Origin of the sequence: Achromobacter spanius, from assembly GCF_002812705.1 — a bacterium.
GTDB lineage: Bacteria > Pseudomonadota > Gammaproteobacteria > Burkholderiales > Burkholderiaceae_B > Achromobacter > Achromobacter spanius.
Genome location: NZ_CP025030.1, coordinates 2,903,170 through 2,917,198, shown reverse-complemented (window position 1 = coordinate 2,917,198; position 14,029 = coordinate 2,903,170). Strand labels below are relative to the sequence as shown.

15 protein-coding genes are annotated in these 14,029 nt (G+C 65.6%); 9 read left to right on the top strand and 6 right to left on the bottom strand.

Going from position 1 to position 14,029, the window contains the following annotated elements; genetic code table 11:
• Positions 1 to 2: 2 nt before the first annotated feature.
• The 3 genes from CVS48_RS13225 to mog form a co-directional block, all read right to left on the bottom strand.
• On the bottom strand, positions 3 to 818 hold the full coding sequence (locus CVS48_RS13225; RefSeq protein WP_100857643.1) for a peptidoglycan DD-metalloendopeptidase family protein: 816 nt from the start codon (positions 816 to 818) through the stop codon (positions 3 to 5).
• Between the two features lie 59 nt (positions 819 to 877).
• Positions 878 to 1,216 carry a hypothetical protein gene (locus tag CVS48_RS13220; RefSeq protein WP_100854851.1) on the bottom strand — a complete coding sequence of 113 codons (339 nt, stop codon included), beginning with the start codon at positions 1,214 to 1,216 and terminating at the stop codon, positions 878 to 880.
• A 73-nt stretch (positions 1,217 to 1,289) separates the two neighbouring features.
• The gene (mog, locus tag CVS48_RS13215) at positions 1,290 to 1,922 is read right to left on the bottom strand and encodes a molybdopterin adenylyltransferase (protein ID WP_167400991.1); all 633 of its coding nucleotides are present in this window, start codon (positions 1,920 to 1,922) and stop codon (positions 1,290 to 1,292) included.
• Between the two features lie 287 nt (positions 1,923 to 2,209).
• On the opposite strand from mog, the gene CVS48_RS13210 reads away from it, so the two are divergent.
• From CVS48_RS13210 to CVS48_RS13200, 4 genes are all read left to right on the top strand, one after another.
• Positions 2,210 to 3,334, top strand: coding sequence for a D-alanyl-lipoteichoic acid biosynthesis protein DltD (locus CVS48_RS13210; protein ID WP_100854850.1), 1,125 nt, complete (start codon positions 2,210 to 2,212; stop codon positions 3,332 to 3,334).
• Positions 3,335 to 3,391: 57 nt separating this feature from the next.
• On the top strand, positions 3,392 to 3,517 hold the full coding sequence (locus CVS48_RS29775) for a hypothetical protein (RefSeq protein ID WP_255696068.1): 126 nt from the start codon (positions 3,392 to 3,394) through the stop codon (positions 3,515 to 3,517).
• 108 nt (positions 3,518 to 3,625) lie between these two features.
• Positions 3,626 to 5,101 (top strand): inorganic phosphate transporter, encoded by a 1,476-nt coding sequence (locus CVS48_RS13205; RefSeq protein WP_100854849.1) that lies wholly within the window; start codon positions 3,626 to 3,628, stop codon positions 5,099 to 5,101.
• A 98-nt stretch (positions 5,102 to 5,199) separates the two neighbouring features.
• The gene (locus CVS48_RS13200; RefSeq protein WP_100857641.1) at positions 5,200 to 5,856 is read left to right on the top strand and encodes a DsbA family protein; all 657 of its coding nucleotides are present in this window, start codon (positions 5,200 to 5,202) and stop codon (positions 5,854 to 5,856) included.
• A gap of 4 nt (positions 5,857 to 5,860) precedes the next feature.
• Here CVS48_RS13200 and CVS48_RS13195 read toward each other — a convergent pair whose 3' ends face one another.
• The 3 genes from CVS48_RS13195 to CVS48_RS13185 form a co-directional block, all read right to left on the bottom strand.
• Complete coding sequence (locus tag CVS48_RS13195; protein ID WP_100854848.1) at positions 5,861 to 6,475, bottom strand: glutathione S-transferase family protein; 615 nt, start codon at positions 6,473 to 6,475, stop codon at positions 5,861 to 5,863.
• Positions 6,476 to 6,547: 72 nt separating this feature from the next.
• Entirely contained in the window at positions 6,548 to 6,865 is a 318-nt protein-coding gene (locus CVS48_RS13190) for a chaperone modulator CbpM (protein ID WP_100854847.1), read from the bottom strand.
• 2 nt (positions 6,866 to 6,867) lie between these two features.
• Positions 6,868 to 7,830 (bottom strand): DnaJ C-terminal domain-containing protein, encoded by a 963-nt coding sequence (locus CVS48_RS13185; protein ID WP_100854846.1) that lies wholly within the window; start codon positions 7,828 to 7,830, stop codon positions 6,868 to 6,870.
• Between the two features lie 219 nt (positions 7,831 to 8,049).
• Here CVS48_RS13185 and CVS48_RS13180 point away from each other — a divergent pair, with 219 nt between their 5' ends.
• From CVS48_RS13180 to CVS48_RS13160, 5 genes are all read left to right on the top strand, one after another.
• A complete protein-coding gene (locus tag CVS48_RS13180; protein WP_100854845.1) occupies positions 8,050 to 8,379 on the top strand; it encodes a DHCW motif cupin fold protein in 330 nt (109 codons plus the stop codon).
• A 116-nt stretch (positions 8,380 to 8,495) separates the two neighbouring features.
• Positions 8,496 to 9,131, top strand: a complete 636-nt coding sequence (gene yfcF, locus CVS48_RS13175; protein ID WP_100854844.1) for a glutathione transferase — start codon at positions 8,496 to 8,498, stop codon at positions 9,129 to 9,131.
• A gap of 194 nt (positions 9,132 to 9,325) precedes the next feature.
• Positions 9,326 to 11,827, top strand: coding sequence for a DUF3141 domain-containing protein (locus tag CVS48_RS13170; protein WP_100854843.1), 2,502 nt, complete (start codon positions 9,326 to 9,328; stop codon positions 11,825 to 11,827).
• On the top strand, positions 11,824 to 12,768 hold the full coding sequence (locus CVS48_RS13165) for a phosphate acetyltransferase (RefSeq protein ID WP_100854842.1): 945 nt from the start codon (positions 11,824 to 11,826) through the stop codon (positions 12,766 to 12,768). The genes CVS48_RS13170 and CVS48_RS13165 overlap by 4 nt, the downstream gene beginning before the upstream one ends.
• Positions 12,769 to 12,800: 32 nt before the next feature.
• A complete protein-coding gene (locus tag CVS48_RS13160) occupies positions 12,801 to 14,012 on the top strand; it encodes an acetate/propionate family kinase (RefSeq protein WP_100854841.1) in 1,212 nt (403 codons plus the stop codon).
• Positions 14,013 to 14,029 lie beyond the last annotated feature (17 nt).

Sequence of the window (14,029 nt, the reverse complement as noted above, 5' to 3'; positions counted from 1 at the left end):
AATCAGGGCTTGAAGGCCCCGATGAAAATGGCGGGATCCACCCGCGCATCATTCAGGCTGATGTTCCAGTGCAAATGCGGCCCGGTCGCGCGCCCCGTGGCGCCCACCTTGCCCACCACTCCACCGCGCGGCACCTCGTCGCCCACCTTCACGTCTACGGCTGACATATGGCAGAACATGCTGATGAAGCCCTGGCCATGGTCGATGAACACGGTCTTGCCGTTGAAGAAATAATCCCCCACCAGCACCACCACGCCCGCCGCCGGCGCCTTGATCGGCGTGCCCGAGGGCACGGCGAAGTCCAGCCCCGAATGCGGATTGCGTTCCTGGCCGTTGAAAAACCGGCGCAGCCCGAACGGGCTGGACAGGCGCCCGCCGTTCACGGGGCGGTCCAGCAGCACATTGCTGGGCGTCACCCCGGCGCGATACGTCCGATAGGCAGCGACCTGCTCGGCCAGCTCGCGCTCGATGCGCTTCATGTCGTCCGGGTTGGGATCCACCTGACGCCGATTCTTCAGGGTGATGTGCTGCGCCACGTATTCCTTGGCGCCCACCTTGAACGGCAGCTTGCGTTCACCGTTGGCGTCGCGCACCACGGCGTGCTGCTCGCCCGGCTTCACGCTCAGCGGAATCCCCACCACGGCGATCCATTGCTTGCCTTCTTCACGCAGGACCATCACGCGCCGGTCCTGGAAGGTGACTTCGGGCGCAACGTCGGCATCGCCCAGCGACAAGACGGCCACGCCGCCCGGCACCGGGGCATTCAGCTTGCGCGAAATGAAGCCTTGCTGGGCAGCCGCGCGGCGCGGCAGGCCCATGGCCAGGGCGGCGGCCGCCAGGCCCAGCCCCAGAACGGCGCGGCGCGGGTACAGCTTGCTTACAGGCACAGGTTCGCCGGTTCGATGATGCTTTGGTCGCGGCGGGCGATGCGCGTGGACAGGCGCACTTCGGTCTTGCCCTGCCAGGTGGTGGTGGTCAGCACGGCTTCGACGCCCAGGCTGTCTTCCTGGATCAATTCAAACCCATTGCGCACTGCCTTCTGCTGAAAGTTGACGCCCATGTTCTTCCAGGCGCTGGCCACGCAGGTCGTGTAGGCCTCGGCCGTGCGCTGGGTGGAACCGTAGAAAACGGGGTCGCGATCACGCACGTCTTTGACGTTGGCGCAGGCCGACAAGGCAGCCAGGACGGTAAGGGACAGGGCAATGCGAACCTTCATGACGGGCGGACTCTCAAGCAGAAAAGTGGATGGGCGGCCAAAACTATAACGCAGCGCTACGCGCGGCAAGGACTCAGGACTGGGGCGCGCGGCGGGCCGATTTGGGGCGGAACGCATCGATGATCTCGGAGCGCGTCTCTGCATAAGGCCCGCCGATCAGATCAATGCAGTAGGGGATGGCGGCAAAAATTCCAGGCGCGATGACGGCGCCGTCATCGCCCTTCAACCCTTCCAGGGTTTCACGAATGGACTTCGGCTGGCCGGGCAGGTTCACGATCAGGGCCGCATGCGAAGGCGTTTCCCGGATAACCGCCACCTGGCGCGACAGAATCGCCGTGGGCACAAAGCGCAGGCTGATCTGGCGCATCTGTTCGCCGAAACCCGGCATCTCTTTCGTGCCCACGGCCAAGGTGGCCTCGGGCGTGACGTCGCGGCGGGCGGGGCCCGTGCCGCCGGTGGTCAGGACCAGATCGCAGCCACAGATGTCGACAAGCTCGATCAAGGTTTCGGAAATGCGTGCCGGCTCGTCAGGAATCAGCCGGTCGACCGCCTGCCAGGGCGACACCAGCGCCGAGCCCAGCCATTCGCGCAAGGCGGGCAGGCCCAGGTCCTGGTAGGTGCCGCTGGACGCGCGGTCAGAGACGGACACCAGGCCGATGATCAGGTCGTCGGGATGGCGGCGGGCGATTCGGGTCGTGGCGGTCATGGCGAAGGCGTATGAGAGGAAAGGGAGGCAGTACCGACGGCCAGGCATGGCGCGCGGTGCGGTCAATCATGGAAATCCAGAAGATGGCCGCGATGTCGATGCTATCGCATTCTTTCCCTGGAGAATGGCGGCCGGCCGGTCCGCCTGGCCCGTTTGGCGCTGTGGCGAAAAAGCGAATCTGCTCAGTGGCCCCGTTTACCGCGCTTGTTGGGGTCACGGACGGTGGATAACATCCGCTAACAAAAATATTCCTGGCTGGCGCGTCACCCCTCCCCCTCTTGGCTTCCATGTTCAAACGACCGTTACGCCAGCACGCCCTGGCCGCCGCGCTGGCCTTGTCGACCGCCGCCGCCGTGTGCTGGCTCGCCTGGCACGCGCTGGCCTTGAAGACGGAACCCGTGCCCGCCGCGGCGCCCGGCATCTACCTGCCCAACCTGGGCAACACGCTGCATGAGCAGACGCGCAACCTGTCGCGGCTGAGCCAGGCGCTGCGCACGGGGGACCGGCTGGTGATCCTGGGCTCGTCCGAACTGACCAGCAACGATCTGCGCTTCGTTCCCTACCGCTATCTTGCCGACGAACTCCAGATGCCCGTGCTGGCCTATGGCCATTCGGGCTTTCAGTCCCTGGGCATGCAATTGGTGCTGGCCGCGCTGGCCGATGACTTGTCGCCGGCCTCGCGCGTGGTGGTGATGCTGTCGCCCGGCTGGTTCGACGGCGACGGCGGGCTGGGCGCCGATGAATTCAAGGAACACGCCAACCCGCTGCTGCCCCGCTTGGTGAAGCAGCCCGAGGGCCGCGCCGAGCTGGCTCGCTGGCTGCGCGACAAGGGCGACGCAGGCGTGGCCTGGTCCATGATGGCCGAGCAAGCCTATGTATTCCGTCAACGCCTGGTCGACCTGTGGACGCCCGCGCATGCCGCGCCGGCCCCGGAGCGCGAGCGCGAAGGCCCTGCCGCCGCTGCCCGCGTGGTGGACTGGGACGCGCTGGCGGAAGAGGCCCAACGCGCGGAACAGGATCAGATGACAGGCAACCGCTACGCGGTGCGCGACGATTTCTTCAACAAATACCTGCGCGGTATTCCGGAGGGCGGCAAGACCGCGTATCAGCCGCAGCCGCTGACGGGCCGCGTTGAACTGCGTGAACTCACCGCCTTGATGGCGCTGCTGCACCAGCGCGGCGTGAATGCGCTGTTCGTGATGCAGCCGCTGCACCCGATGGTGTTCAAGGACCTGGATCGCTTTGATCCCGTGCAAAAGGAAGTCGCCACGCTGTGCCAGCGCTACGCGATGACCTGCATGGACCTGTATGACGCGCCGTACGAAGTGGGCATGCTGCGTGACGTGCAGCATCTGGGCGAACTGGGGTGGTTGCGCGTGAACCGCAAGATTGCCGAGGTATTCCGCCCATGACGCCTGCCCCGACCCGCGAAGACGGGTTCCCCCGGACACCACTGGATTGACGCCCTCATGAAAAGAACGCTTTGGCTGTGCCTGCTGTATCTGGGCGTGCTGGCCGTGTTGCTGATCCAGGCGGACACCGCCGCCAACCTGGGCAAGCCGATGGAGATCGAGTTCCAATACTCGAAATTCTGACGGTCGCGCCCGTCGGCGGGGCGGGATTTGGTTTTTCGACGCAACCAGGGCCCGGTCACAAATCTGCAATAATCGGCTCCTCACGCCGGAACCTCGCCCCCCGCCTCCATGTTCGACCTCTTCCACGGCCTAGACCTCTGGGTCGGCCTCAGCCTTGTGCTGGCCCTGACATTCGTCCTGGCCTTTGAATTCATCAATGGTTTCCACGACACGGCCAACGCCGTGGCCACGGTGATCTATACCAAGGCCATGCCGCCGCATCTTGCGGTGGTGTTGTCCGGCATCTTCAACTTCCTGGGGGTGCTGCTGGGCGGCGTGGGTGTGGCCTATGCCATCGTCCACCTGCTGCCGGTGGAACTGCTGATCAACGTGGATACCGGCCGCGGCCTGGCCATGGTGTTCGCCATGCTGGCCGCCGCCATCGCCTGGAACCTGGGCACCTGGTACTTCGGCATCCCTGCCTCCAGCTCGCACACGCTGATCGGCTCGATCCTGGGCGTAGGCCTGGCCAACGCCCTGATCACCGACCTGCCGCTGGCGGACGGCGTGAACTGGGGCAAGGCGATCGACATCGGCATGTCGCTGGTAGCCTCGCCCATCGCCGGTTTCCTGGTGGCGGGCGGCTTGCTGCTGTTGCTCAAGCGCTGGCTGCCGCTGTCGAAAATGCACAAGACGCCCGAGCAGCGCCGCGCCATCGACAACAAAAAGCACCCGCCGTTCTGGAACCGCCTGGTGCTGGTGCTGTCGGCCATGGGCGTGAGCTTCGTGCACGGGTCCAACGACGGCCAGAAGGGCATCGGCCTGATCATGCTGGTGCTGATCGGTATCGTGCCCGCCAACTTCGTGCTGGATACCACCAGCACCACCTATCAGATTGAACGCACGCGCGACGCGGCCAACCATCTGAACGTGTTCTACCACCGCAACGAAGCGATGCTGGGCGACTTCCTGGCGCTAAATCGCCCGGACGTCACGACCGAATTGCCGCCCACCTTCCGCTGCGACCCCAAACTGACCGTACCGACCATCGCCGCGCTGCAAACCGATTTGGCCGGGGTCAGCAACTACGCCGACCTGTCGCCCGAAAAGCGTATCGACGTGCGCCGCTACCTGCTCTGCCTGGATGACACTGCCAAGAAGGTATCGAGCATCGAAGGGCTGCCCGCCCGCGAACGCGCCGACCTGCAACGCCTGCGGTCCGACCTGACGGCCACCACGGAATACGCGCCCTTCTGGGTCATCGTGGCGGTGGCCCTGGCGCTGGGCGCCGGCACCATGGTCGGCTGGCGCCGCGTGGTGCTGACTGTGGGCGAAAAGATCGGCAAACAAGGCATGACGTACGCGCAGGGCATGTCGGCGCAGGTGACGGCCGTTGCCGCCATCGGGCTGGCCAACGTGTTCAGCCTGCCGGTGTCCACGACCCACGTGCTGTCTTCAGGCGTGGCGGGCACGATGATCGCCAACAAGACCGGCCTGCAAGGCAATACCGTGCGCAACATCCTGCTGGCCTGGGTGCTGACCCTGCCCGCCTCGATGTCGTTGGCGGCCGCGCTGTTCTGGATCGGCGTACAAATCTCGGGCTAAGGCCAGACGGCCGCGCGGGCAATCTGCGCGGCCGGTGCAACACAGTGGCGACCGCGTCAGGCTTTTCCTGGCACGCGGTCCGCGTCTACCATGGCGCCATGGCTACCCAGACCCCCACCCTGCATTACATCTTTGACCCGCTCTGCGGCTGGTGCTATGGCGCCGCCCCGCTGGTGGACGCCGCGCGCGGCGTTGCCGGCCTGCATGTGGCGCCCCATGGCGGCGGCATGATGACGGGCAGCAACCGCCAGCCCGTCACCGACGCGCTGCGCCGCTACGTCATGGCGCATGACGAACGCATCGCCAGCATGACCGGCCAAGTCTTCGGCAAGGGCTACTTCGACGGCTTGCTGCGCGATACCGGCGCCGTCTTCGATTCCGAGCCCCCTACCACCGCCATCCTGGCCGCCGAACAACTCGCCGGCCGTGGGCTGGACCTGCTCAAGCGCCTGCAACGCGCGCACTATGAGGAGGGCCGCCGCATCGCCGACCCCGCCGTCCTGAAGGAACTGGCTCGCGAGATCGGCCTGGACGGCGTCGCGTTTGACGCCGCCTACGATGCCGCCCAGGGCGCGGACACCGCCGCGCATATCGCGGCCAGTCGTCGCCTGCTTGCGCAAGTGGGCGGCAGCGGTTTCCCCACGCTGGTGCTGGAACAGCACGGTGCCTACACCCTGCTGGAACCCGGCCGTTACCTGGGTCGCCCGGACCAATGGCAGGCTGACCTGCGCAACCGCATCCAGGCCGGCGGCTGACCCATCAGGATTCTTCGATGTCGCCGTCGCGCTGCAAGGCCCGGTGCATCGCCGGGCGCGCCCCCAGCCGTTCGAAGTAGGCGTTGAACACGGGCGATTCGGGTATCACCTTCACCTGCACCATGTATTGCAGCGACCCGCCCAGCACGATGTCCACGGCCGAAAACGTATCGCCCAGGAAGTACGGCCGGGCCTGCAACACCCGGGTCAGCACCTGTTCAACCTCGTCGGCCGACCCCCAACCCGGCGCGCCGTCCTGGTGCGGCCGCTTGAAGGCGCGTTCCACCATGGCAGGCTCGAACACGCCGGTGGAATAGGCCAGCCACGTCAGATAGGGCCCGCGCTGCGCGTCGCCCACCAAGGGCCCCAGCCCTTTTTCGGGGAAAAGGTCCGTCAGGTATAGCGCAATGGCGGGGGTTTCGAAGATGGGCACGCCGTCGTGCACCAAGGCGGGCACCTTGCGGTGGGGATGGATGTCGATGTAGTCGGCGGGCATATGCCCCGCGCTGTCGGTGCCGCGAATGGACACCATTTCGGTGTCGTAGGGCACGCCCAATTCCTCAAGCAGCCACAACACCCTGAACGACCGCGAGCGCGGCGCATGGTAAAGCGTAAGCATGGTCGGCCTCCTCTGCCTTGGACTCCGACCATTTTGCCTTGCGCCGCGCGCGGACGAAAGCCGCCGAAGTGCCTACTGATCCGCCTCGCCCAGGGCGCGCAACTGCGCTTTCAGGCGACGCACTTCTTGGCTCAGGTCCAGGATCAGCGCCACCGCGTCCAGGCTGGCGCCAAAGTCGTGCTCCAACCTGCGCGCGTGCAGGGCGCGTTGCAGGTCCATGCTGTAGAAGCACCATTCCGCGGGTTGACGTCCCCGGGCATTGACGATGCCGACCTCAACCAGTTGGGCCACCCACTCCACTTCCGCATGGCAGGCGCGGGCTAGATCATCCGCGCTGAGCGGCTGCGATTTGCCCACGACGGTGGCGCTGGTGATGACAAGTTTGTTCATGATCAGACCCCCATGTGGCGTCGCGGGTTGAACGGCGCATCCTGTTGCAGCTTCCGGTAGGCCGCCTTGGCCGCATCGCTATCGGCGGGCGGCAGCACCAGGTCCAGCACCAGGTACAGGTCACCCGGTGGATCGCCCGGTATGCCGCGCCCGCGCAGCCGCAGCTTGCGGCCATTGCCCGACCCCGGTGGAATCGACACTTCAACCGTGCCGCCAGGCGTGGGCGCATTCACCTTCGAGCCCAGCGCCGCTTCCCACGGCGCCACCGGCAGCGTCATATACAGGTCGCGCCCTTCGGCGCGGTAGCGGGGATGTGGCTTGAAGCGCACCTCAAGATAAAGATCGCCGTTTTCGCCACCGCCGTATCCTGGCATGCCCTGGCCGGACAGCCGAATGAACTGGCCTTCGCGCACGCCCGCCGGGATGCGCACGCTTAGCGTGCGTGTCTGCAGATGCGGGCGGCCTTGCGCGTCCGTCTCCATGGCGCGCAGGCTGATGTCGCGCGTGGCGCCATGGATGGCGTCTTCCAGGTCAACCTCGATGGCGGCGTGATGGTCGTCGCCGCGCACCCGGAAGTCCTGCTGGCTGGCCCCGCCTGGGCCACCGGCGCGGTGGCCGCGTTGGCCACGGCCCCCGAACAGCGACGAGAAGAATTCGCTGAACTGCGCTTCGTCGCCGGACGCCGCGCCCCGGTGGAATTCGAAGCCCTCGTCCCAGCCGGGAGGCGGCTGGAAGCCGCCCTCGGGTGACACGCCCGCCGCCAGGTTGTCGTAGGCCACGCGCTTTTCCTGATCGCGCAGCACGTCATAGGCTTCGTTGACGTCGCGCATGCGAACTTCGGCGTCGCTTTCCTTGCTGACGTCGGGGTGGTATTTGCGGGCGAGTTTGCGGTAGGCGCGCCGGATTTCGTCTTCCGACGCGCTGCGCTCCACCCCGAGAATGCTGTAGTAGTCCTTGAACTCCATATGCCAGCCCACCTTAAAGGTTTCGGCCGCCTGGGGCAGTGCCGCATCCGGCCTTGAATATCAACAAGATAGGGGTTGCGGACCGATTTTTCAATGCGCAATATCAGACCAAGCCGTGGATGCGGCGTGTCACGCGAGTGGCGTAGTATCTGTTTCGCAGTATCTATTCTTTACCGGCGGCCAAACTGGGCCGCCACCCACCTAAACGCAGGATCCACGATGAAGATGAGCAACATCCCCTTCGGCACCACGGACTGGTCCGAAGTCGAACGCACCGAACACGCCGGCGACACGGGCATGGCCTATTGGCGCACGCGCCAATTCGGCGACCTGCGCGTACGCATGGTGGAATACACGGCGGGCTACCTGGCCGACCACTGGTGTACCAAGGGACACATCCTCTTCTGTCTGGAAGGCGAGCTCCACACCGAGCTTGAAGATGGCCGCCAATTTGTCTTGACCCCCGGCATGAGCTACCAGGTGGCCGACCAGGCCGAACCGCACCGTTCGTCCACCACCACGGGCGCCAAGCTCTTCATTGTTGACTGATGCGCCTGCGCCACACGCAAAATTGCCGTTGCGTTACGCTTTGCAATTCATGCGGCCCGGTGCCGCATGGCTATGCATTGCCGCATTGCCAGACCCCCGCCTGACCGGAGACTACATTGGGCGCCCCGATTACCCTATACGTCGATTCCCAGTTCCTTAGCCCCTACGCCATGTCGGTGTATGTGGCGCTGACCGAAAAGCAACTGCCTTTCGAAGTGCGCCCCATCGACCTGAACGCGGGCGAGCAGCGCATGCAGCCCTACCAGTGCCGCGCGCTGACCGCGCGTGTGCCGGCGCTGACGCACGAGGACTTCAACCTGACGGAATCCAGCGTCATCACGGAATACCTGGAAGACGTTTTTCCCGCCCCACAACACGCCGCCCTGTATCCGCAGGCGATCCGCCCCCGGGCCCGCGCCCGCCAATTGCAGGCCTGGTTGCGCAGTGACCTGGCGGCGCTGCGCCAGGAACGTCCCACCGAAACCGTGTTCTACGGCGTGGCGGGCGAACCCCTGTCCGATGCGGGGCACGCGGCCTCGGCCAAGCTGATTCGGGTGGCCAGCTACCTGATTCCCGTGGGCCAGACCACGCTGTTCGACACCTGGAGCATTGCCGACCTGGATTTGGCGGTCATGCTCAAGCGCCTGGCCCTGGACGACCTGCCCGACCCGTTGCGCGCTTATGCCGACGCCCAATGGCAACGCCCGTCCGTTCAGAAATGGTTGGAACACAACGCCGCCGCGCGCGACTGACACCACGCCATGACCAGCCTGTCGACAACAATAAAAAGGGACGGCTGAATTCACTGCGGATTACCGAGTTTTAATCGCTGAAATGTTGCGGCGCAGCATTCGTTGCGGTGTAATGGTGAGGTCAACTTAGCCGGCTCCACTTGGGGCCGGTCCGACGGTCTTTCGCCGTCGGGCGCCACTCACAGGAGATCGCCATGGCCGATTCCGGCAACGATCGCGTCCCCACCCCGTCCTTCAATCCCTGGACGGCCGCCTACGAATATGCCGTGGATGCCTGGCAACGTGGCGTGCTCTACGCCGACGTGCTGCGCCAACGCGGCAACCAGTATCACGAACACATGGCCAAGCGCGCACCCAACGTGCTCAGCATGGAGTTCGAACTGGTGATGGATGGCCGCGAGCTGCCCCGCCCCGTCAACTACGGGCTGTTGCGCATCCAGCCGCCCGAAGGCGTGGAAACCGACCCGATCAAGCGCCCCTTCCTGGTGGTGGACCCGCGCGCCGGGCACGGTCCGGGCATCGGCGGCTTCAAGCCGGAAAGCGAGATCGGTGTGGCGGTCCGTGCGGGGCATCCCTGCTACTTCGCCACCTTCCTGCCGCAGCCCATGCCGGAACAGACCGTCGAAGACGTGATGATGGCCGAGGCGCGCTTCCTGGAAGAGATCATCGCGATGCACCCCGACGCGGAAGGCAAGCCGGTGGTGGTGGCCAACTGCCAGGCCGGGTGGCAGATCATGATGACCGCCGCCATCCGCCCTGAATTGTTCGGCCCCATCATCGTGGCCGGCGCCCCGCTGTCGTACTGGGCGGGCTGGCGCGGCATGAATCCCATGCGCTATTCCGGCGGCCTGTTGGGCGGCAGTTGGTTGACGGCGATGACCAGCGACCTGGGCAACGGCAAATTCGACGGCGCCTGGCTGGTGCAGAACTTCGAAAACCTGAATCCCGCCAACACCTTGTGGTCCAAGCAGTACAACCTGTATTCCAAGGTGGATACCGAAGCCGACCGCTACCTGAGCTTTGAAAAATGGTGGGGCGGCCACGTTTTCCTGAACGGCCCCGAAATCCAGTACATCGTCGACAACCTGTTCGTGGGCAACCGCCTGGCCACCGCCGGCCTGGTCACGTCTGACGGCATCCGTATCGACTTGCGCAATATCCGCTCGCCCATCGTGGTGTTCTGCTCCAAGGGCGACAACATCACGCCCCCGCCGCAGGCGCTGGGCTGGATCCCGGATCTGTACCAGAACGAAGCCGAAGTGCTGGCGCACGGCCAGACCATCGTCTACGCCGTACACGAAAGCATCGGCCACCTGGGCATCTTCGTGTCGGGCAGCGTGGCCCGCAAGGAGCATCAGGAATTCACGTCGAACATCGACATGATCGACGTGCTGCCGCCCGGCATCTACGAGGCTGAAATCGCCGACAAGACGCCCGACACGCCCAATGCCGACCTGGCGTTTGGCAACTACGTGCTGTCGTTCGAGCAGCGCACGCTGGACGATGTGCGCACCATTGTCGACCGCAAGGAAGAAGACGATAAGCGCTTTGCCGCCGTGGCCCGTATTTCGGACATCAACCTGGGCATGTACCGCAGCTTCATGCAGCCATGGCTGCGTGCGCTGGTTACGCCGCAATCGGCGGAATGGTCGCAGCGCCTGCATCCGCTGCGCTTGCCGTACGAGCTGATCTCGGACCGCAACCCCGCCATCGCCCCCATCGCGGCGGTTGCCGAACAGGTGCGCGAACACCGCCAGCCGGTGTCCGAGTCCAACCCGTTCCTGATCGCGCAGGAAATGTTCTCGAACTGGGTCGAGAGCAGCCTGAACATCTGGCAGGAAATGCGCGATTCCGCGGACGAACGCACGTTCATGGGCGTCTACGGATCGCCGCTGGTGCAGGATCTGGCCGGCCTGGGCGCGCGCTCCGGCCCGCCGCGCAAGCACCCCGGCGTATCGCCCGAACACCGCCGCTTCATGGAAGAACGCACCGCCGACCTGCGTTCGCTGCTTCAAGAAGGCGGCTTGCGCGTGGCGGCCATCCGCATGCTGCTGTATGTGTCCGGCGCCGAAGGTGGCCTGGACGAACGCAGCTTTGCGCTGATCCGCAAGGTGCGCGCCGAGTCCGACAACGCCATGACGTTGCAGGAATTCAAGGACACCATCCGCGACCAGGCCTTGATCCTGACGCTGGATTCCGACGCCGCCATCCAGGCCATGCCGCGCCTGTTGGAGAAGTCGCCCCCCGACGCCATCCGCAGCGCGCTGAAAACGATGAAGCACGTGTTGGAAGCCGCCGAACCGCTTAGCCCGGCGGCTCGCGAAAGCCTTACCGAAATGGAGCGCATCTTCGAGGCCGCCGAACGCCGTGCCCAGAAACGCGCCCAGGCGCATGCGCCCGCCAGGCTGGAAGCCACGCCCGCTTCCACGGCCCCCGCGCTGAACCTGATCGACGCGGCCGCGCAAGTGCCGTCCAAGGTTGCCCGTCCGCACCCGGCCGCGGCAAAATCAGCGGCGAAGGTGGCGACGAAGGCAGCAACGGACGCAGCACCGAAAACCGCAACGAAGACCGCAACGAAGGCGGCAACGAAGACCCCACCGAAGGCGGCTAAGAAAGCAGCCAAGCCCGCCACGAAGCGCAGCACGAAAGCCGCTGCGCAACCCGCTGCACAACCCGCCAAGGCCAAGCGCGCATGACACTGCCCACGTCCACGCATTACGACACGCTGATCGCCCGCGCGCAGACGCTGGAGCCGGCCTTCTGCGCCATCGCCCACCCCTGCGACGAACCGTCCTTGTCCGCCGCGCTGGAAGCCCGCGACCTGGGCCTCTTGCATCCCATCCTGGTGGGCCCGGAAAAGAAGATCCGCGACACGGCGACCCAGTTCAATCTGAACCTGGGCGATGCGCGCATTGTCGACGTGCCGCATAGCCACGCCGCCGCCGAAACCGCCGTGGCGCTGGTGCGCAACGGCGAGGCCACGCTGCTGATGAAGGGCAGCCTGCATACCGATGAACTGATGCACGAAGTCGTCGCGCGCACCACCGGTTTGCGCAGCGGCCGGCGCATCAGCCATGTGTTCATCATGGAAGTGCCCACGTATGCCGGTCCGCTTTTCATCACGGACGCGGCCATCAATATCTTCCCCGACCTGGAAACCAAGGCCGACATCATCCGCAACGTGATCGATCTGCATCACGGGCTGGGCTTGGGCGAGCCGCGCGTGGCCATCCTGTCGGCGGTGGAACAGGTCACGCCCAGCATACCCAGCACCATCGAAGCGGCGGCCTTGTGCAAGATGGCAGACCGTGGCCAGATCACGGGCGGCCTGCTGGACGGCCCGCTGGCGCTGGACAACGCCATCAGCCCGGACGCGGCGCGCATCAAGGGCATCCGCTCGCCCGTCGCGGGCGTGGCGCAGGTGCTGGTGGTACCCGACCTGGAAGCGGGCAACATGCTGGCCAAGAACCTGACGTTCCTGGCCAACGCCGAAGCGGCCGGCATCGTGCTGGGCGCGCGCGTGCCCATCATCCTGACCAGCCGCGCCGACAGCCCGCGTTCGCGCCTGGCGTCGTGCGCGGTGGCGGCCATCTACGCGCACCACCTCAGCCAGTTGGCGGCCCGCCCGCTGATCTGACCCGCGCCCCACCGCTACCGGATCCCAGAACCATGAGCGAACCCCGCGACACCCGAGATACCAGCGACACCATCCTCGTCATCAACGCCGGCAGTTCCAGCATCAAGTTCTACCTGTACGACATCGACGACAAGCAGGAACTGGCGCCGCGCCTGGGCGGCCAGTTGGAAGGCATCGGCACCTCGCATCCCAAGCTGCGGGTACGCGACGCAGCGGGAAAGACCTTGCTGGAACGCGATGTGGCGCCCAGCCACGCACCGGACGTACGCGACGCCCAGGAAGTGGTCGGCACCTGGTTAAGCGGCCATCTGGGCGGCGCGCCGCTGGCCGTGGGACACCGCGTGGTGCATGGCGGGCCGGACCTGTCTGAACCGGTGCTGGTGGACGATGCCGTGCTGGCCAAGCTGGATACGTTCACGCCGCTGGCGCCGCTGCATCAACCCAACAACCTGGCGCCCATCCGCGTGATCCGTGAACGCCGCCCGTGGATACCGCAGGTGGCGTGCTTCGACACGGCGTTTCACCGCAGTCATTCCGACGTGGCCGACCGCTACGCGCTGCCGGAATCGCTATACCAGGAAGGCGTGCGCCGCTACGGCTTTCATGGGCTGTCGTACGAGTACATCGCGCAGCGCTTGAAGCAGGCGCTGCCCGAACTGGCAATGGGCAAGATCATCGCCGCGCACCTGGGCTCGGGCGTGTCCGCCTGCGCCATGCACGAAGGCAAGAGCGTGGACAGCACGATGGGCTTCACCGCGTTGGAAGGCCTGCCCATGGGCACGCGCCCCGGCCGGCTGGATGCGGGCGTGGTGCTGTGGATGATGGAGCGCGGCATGGACCACGACCAGATCGAGCACCTGCTCTATCACGACTGCGGCATGAAGGGCCTGTCGGGCATCAGCAACGACATGCGCGAACTGCTGGCCAGCGACGCGCCATCGGCCAAGCTGGCGCTGAAGTATTTCGCGTGGCGCGTGGCCGAAGGCATGCTTGGCCTGGGCTGCGCCATGAACGGCATCGACGGCATTGTGTTCACCGCCGGCGTGGGCGAGAACTCGCCCCAGATCCGGCAGATGATCGCTGACCATTGGAGCTGGCTGGGCATCAGGCTGGACCCGGAACGCAACGCCCATCAAGGGCCGCGCATCTCCAGCGACGACAGCCGCATCGGCGTGTATGTGGTCCGCACCAACGAAGAGCTGATCATTGCCCAACACACGCTGGCCCTGGTTCGCCAACAATGAATGCGCCAAGAATGCCC